Origin of the sequence: Micromonospora sp. CPCC 206060, assembly GCF_036906895.1 — a bacterium.
In the GTDB taxonomy this organism is placed as follows: Bacteria; Actinomycetota; Actinomycetes; order Mycobacteriales; family Micromonosporaceae; genus Micromonospora.
This window is the reverse complement of sequence record NZ_JBAKHU010000161.1, coordinates 1-3,880: the sequence shown is the minus strand read 5'-3', so window position 1 is coordinate 3,880 and position 3,880 is coordinate 1. Positions and strand designations below refer to the sequence as shown.

Below are 3,880 nucleotides of genomic sequence, written 5' to 3'. Positions count from 1 at the left end.
CACCGCAGCCAAACCGTCATACAACTCATCCACCGACACCACCTCCGCACCAACCGGAGGCCAGACGCTGAGGTCGAAGTGGGCCGGTACCTGGTGCACGGCGAGTACTCCGGCGGCGTTCTGCACCCAGTCGAGGCGCTCGTCACCGTTGCGCTCGGGACGGGAGTGGATGGTCAGGGACCGGTTGCCGGTCGGGTCCGGTGCCGCGACGCTGACCCGGATCTGGACCGCCCCGGTACCGGGGATGACCAGCGGCGCCTGGAGGGTGAGTTCGTCAACGGCTTCGCAGCCGGTCTCCTCGGCGACGTGCAACGCCAGGTCGACCAGCGCCGCCCCGGGTACCAGGATCGTCCCGCCGACCACGTGGTCGGCGAGCCACGGGTGGGTGTCGAGGCTGAGCCGGCCGGTGAAGACCGAGGCGTCCGGCATGGCCACCATCGCCCCGAGCATCGGGTACCGGGCACCGGTGATGCCGGCCGACGAGACGTCGCCGGTAACGGTTGCCCGCTGCGGCCAGTACCGCTCGTGCTGGAAGGCGTAGGTCGGCAGATCCACCTGCCGGCCGCCGGCCAGCAGGGCAGAAAAGTCGACGCTGATGCCCCGGGCCCAGAGCGCACCGAGACCGGCCGTGAAGGTGACCGCCGCGTCCCGGTTGCGGCGTACCAGCGGCACGGCCGGAGCATCCTCCAGAATCTGCCCGGTCAGCGCGGTCAGGATCGCATCCGGACCAACCTCCACGAACGTGACCACACCACTGGTGTGCGCGGCGGTCACCGCGTCGGCGAACCGGACGCCCGCCTTGACGTGCTCCACCCAGTAATCCGGATCCGCCCACACACTGGCAGTGGTCAACTCGCCGGTCACCGTCGAAGCGACCGGCGTGTCCACCGGCGTGAACGCCAGTCCGGCAACCACGGCACGGAACTCGTCCAACATCGGCGCCATCAACGGCGAATGGAACGCGTGCGACACCGACAGCCGCTTGGTCTTGCGGCCCTGGGACCGGAAGTGCTCGGCGATCCCCTCCACGGCCGCCTCAGCACCGGAGATGACCACGGAGGTGGGGCCGTTGACCGCGCCGATCCCCACACTGTCATCCCGGCCGGCCAGCAGGGGCAGCACCTCGGCCTCGGTGGCCTGCACCGACACCATCACCCCACCAGCCGGGAGGGCCTGCATCAACCGACCACGAGCCGCCACCAACCTCGCCGCATCGTTGAGCGACAGCACACCCGTGACGTGCGCGGCGGCGATCTCACCCACCGAATGACCCACGAACACCGACGGCTTGACACCGAACGACTCCGCCAGGCGGTACAGCGCCACCTCGACCGCGAAGATGGCCGGCTGGGTCAACCCCGTCTGATCCAGATCCCCACTGCCGTCGAAGACAACCGACCGCAGGGACACGTCCAGCAGCGGGTCAAGCTCAACGCACACCGCATCGAACGCCGAGGCGAACACCGGGAACACGTCGTAAAGACCACGACCCATCCCCACCCACTGCGAACCCTGACCAGTGAACATTGCACCGAGCCCGCCGGAGGTGACCCGTCCCTGGACGACCGTACGGGCCGAGCGACCGGCGGCCAGCGCGTCGAGACCCTTGACGAAGTCCGCCGGCTTTGCCCCGGTGAGGACCGCCCGGTACTCGAAAGCCGACCGGGTGGACGCCAGCGACCAGCCGATGCCCTGAATGGTTGGCGCCGACTCCGCCTGCACCACGGTGAGCAGTTTCGCCGCCTGGGCGCGGACGGCCTCCGGGGTACGACCGGAGAGCACCCAGGGCAGCACCCGGCCGGACGGCTGCGGCGCGACCGGCAGCTCCGGCAACACCGGCGGCTGCTCCAGAATTACGTGCGCGTTCGTCCCCGAGATACCGAACGACGACACCGCCGCCCGACGCGGCCGGTCAACCTGCGGCCACTCCCGCGCCTCGGTCAACAACTCCACCGCACCCGACTCCCAGTCGATATGCGGCGACGGCGCATCCACATGCAGCGTCTGCGGCAACACACCATGCCGCATCGCCTGCACCATCTTGATCACACCCGCCACACCCGCAGCCGCCTGCGTATGACCCAGATTCGACTTGATCGAACCGAGCCACAGCGGCTCACCATCGACCCGGTCCTGGCCATAGGTGGCAAGCAGCGCCTGCGCCTCGATCGGGTCACCCAAACTGGTACCCGTACCGTGCGCCTCCACCACGTCCACGTCGGTGGCCGCAATCCCGGCCGACGCAAGAGCCGCCCGGATCACCCGCTGCTGCGACGGACCGTTCGGCGCGGTCAGACCATTCGACGCACCGTCCTGGTTGATGGCGGATCCGCGCACCACGGCCAGGATCCGACGCCCGTTGCGCTGCGCGTCGGAGAGCCGCTCCAGCACGAGCATGCCCACACCCTCGGCCCAACCGGTACCGTCCGCACCGGCGGCGAACGCCTTGCACCGACCGTCCGGCGACAGACCACGCTGCCGGGAGAAGTCAATGAACGTGCCCGGGGTGGCCATCACGGTCACACCACCGGCGAGAGCGAGTGAGCACTCCCCCGAGCGCAGCGCCTGGGCGGCGAGATGCAGGGCAACAAGTGAGGATGAGCAGGCGGTGTCGACGGTGACTGCGGGCCCTTCCAGGCCCAGGTGGTACGCCACCCGACCCGAGGCGATGCTGCCACCGGTACCGAGGAAACCCTCCACCGAGTCGGCGGCGGACGCCACCACACTGTCGTAGTCGTGGTACATCACACCCGCGAACACACCCGTCCGCGAACCCCGCAGGGACACCGGATCGATCCCGGCCGCCTCCACCGCCTCCCACGACGACTCCAACAACAACCGGTGCTGCGGATCCATCGCCGCCGCCTCACGCGGCGAAATCCCGAAGAACCCGGGATCGAAATCCGCCGCCCGATGCAGGAAACCGCCGTGGCGTGAGTACGTCGTCCCGGTGTGGTCCGGGTCGGGGTGGTAGATCGCCTCGATGTCCCAGCCCCGGTCCTCCGGGAACCCGGTGACCCCGTCACCTCCGGCGACCACGAGTTGCCACAGTTCGTCGGGCGAGGAGACCCCGCCGGGGAACCGGCAGGCCATGCCGACAATCGCGATCGGCTCGTCGTCCGCCACCGCCGCCACCGGCAACCCCGCCACCGGCTCGTCCGCACCGAACAACTCCGACCCGATGAACCGGGCCAACGCCACCGCACTCGGGTGGTCGAACACCAGCGTCGCGGGCAGCCGCAGACCGGTCACCTTGGCGAGCCGGTTACGCAGCTCGACACCGGTCAGCGAGTCGAAACCCAGCTCCTTGAACGCCCGACCCGACTCCACCGCATCAGCCGACGCGTGCCCAAGCACCCCGGCCACCTCAGCCCGCACCAGATCCACCAGAGCAGCCTCCCGCTCGGCCGTACCCAGCCCGGCCAGTTGGGCTGCGAGGCCGGTGGCGTCGGACGCCTGTGCCGCCCGACGGCGGCGTACCGGGGTGCCGACCAGTCCGCGCAGGAGGGCCTGCGGCTGCTGGTCACGGGAACGCAGGGCGGCCAGGTCGAGGCGTACCGGAACGAGAGCCGAGGTGCCGGCGACGAGACCGGTGTCGAGGAGTGCGAGCCCTTCCTCGGTGCTGAGGGCGAGCACGCCATCGCGTTCCATCCGGTCCCGGTCACGCTGGCTGAGCTGCTCGGCCATGCCGTGCTGCCAGGGGCCCCAGGCGAGGGAGACCGCAACGAGTCCGTCGGCCCGCCGCCATCCGGCGAGGGCGTCGAGGAAGGCGTTGGCCGCCGCGTAGCTGCCCTGGCCGGGACCGCCGAACACGCCGGCAGCCGACGAGAACAACACGAACGCCGACAGATCCAGATCCCGGGTCAACTCGTGCAGATGC

The 3,880-nt window shown here is 69.9% G+C and carries 1 protein-coding gene; it reads right to left on the bottom strand.

Annotated elements, in window-relative coordinates; all coding sequences use genetic code 11:
- The coding region (locus tag V6U90_RS32680; protein WP_334444926.1) for a type I polyketide synthase at positions 1-3,880 on the bottom strand (3,880 nt) is incomplete at both ends.